Here is a 1,325-nt window from a genome sequence, read left to right as displayed (position 1 = left end):
ATCTCGCGGAAGATCGGCAGGTCCGAGCACACCACCGGCGTGCCGTGGGCCATCGCCTCAGCCACGGGCAGGCCGAAGCCCTCGGCGCGGGAGAGGGTGACGGCCGCGGTGGCCCGGCGGAGCAGGCGCACGTACTCGGCCTCGTCGGTGCCGTCGTGGAACAGCACGTCCGCGCCGGCGGCCCCCGAGGCGGCGCGACGCTCAGCCAGCCGGGCCTCGAGCTGCCCGCGGCGCTCCGAGCTGATGCGGGAGAGCAGGTGCAGCGCGTAGCCCGGCAGCAGGGGCGCGGCGGCCACGAGGGACTCGACGTCCTTGTAGTCCATGAACGAGCCCATGTAGAGCAGCGTGCGGTCCGGGGTCTCGTCCGGGTCCCGCGGCTCCGGTACCGCCTGCGCCGCATTGGCGATGACGTGGACCGGACGCCGGGTGAGGCGGTGCCGTGCGATGAGCTCCGCCGTCGTCCGGGAGACCGTGGCGACCGCGTCCGCGCGGTCGAGCAGGAGCCGCTGCGGGGTCTTGGTCAGGTGGTAGGCCCGCCACAGCCAGCGGATCGGCTCGGGCAGGTTCCGCGGCGGGGTGCGGTGCTCGTAGTAGATGAGGTCGTGGAGCGTGAGGATCAGGGCGTAGTCCCGCCCCCATGAACCCATGGTCTGCATGGGCGAGAAGACGACGTCCGGTCGCAGACGCGCGACCTGACGGGCCACGAACGGCTCGCGTGGGGAGGTGGGGCCGGAGACGAGGTGCCACGGCACGCCGTCCGGAAGCAGGGCCAGCTGCCGCTCGTCCGAGATCAGCATCGCGACCTCGACGTCGGCCCCCTCCGGGCCCGGTGCGGCGGCCCGGCGGGCGACCGCCTCGATGAGGCTCGCGCCGTAGCGGGAGATGCCGTCGTGGAAGTCGGTGCGGGTGTAGCGGGCGTCCATCAGCAGGCGCAGGGGGCGGGAGGGGCTCACCCGGACCACGCTAGCGCCGCGCCGGAGAGGGGCGGAGACAGCCGCGCGCGGGAGGTGCCGAGCGGGGCGCGTCGAGCGCCAAGCGGCCACCTGGGCGTCATCCGAATTTCTGATTGCGTTTCGATAACGATCGTGTATGTTGATCACGGATCGGTTACGGCCGGTTCTCCACACCGGGGCTTCCTCCGCATCTTCGCGTACCCGGTCATCCGCACTGCTCGTCAACTCGCACCCGCGGTCCGGCCTCGTTCCGGGCACCGCCCCGAGGCACCGCCCTCATGGGCCGCAGGTCCTGTCCGGGAAGAAGATCCGATGTCCGTGACCCCCTCGCACGCCGCTGTGCGTCGCGCCCCCCGCACCGCCGCCGCCTCC

Annotated in this window: 1 protein-coding gene; it reads right to left on the bottom strand. The window is 72.8% G+C overall.

The window, feature by feature from the left end; genetic code table 11:
* The coding region (locus AB0N07_RS51150; RefSeq protein ID WP_365847863.1) for a glycosyltransferase at positions 1-953 on the bottom strand (953 nt) is incomplete at its 3' end.
* Positions 954-1,325: the final 372 nt, after the last annotated feature.

The organism is Streptomyces sp. NPDC051172, from assembly GCF_040682555.1.
In the GTDB taxonomy this organism is placed as follows: Bacteria; Actinomycetota; Actinomycetes; order Streptomycetales; family Streptomycetaceae; genus Streptomyces.
This window is presented reverse-complemented; position numbering and strand designations above follow the sequence as displayed.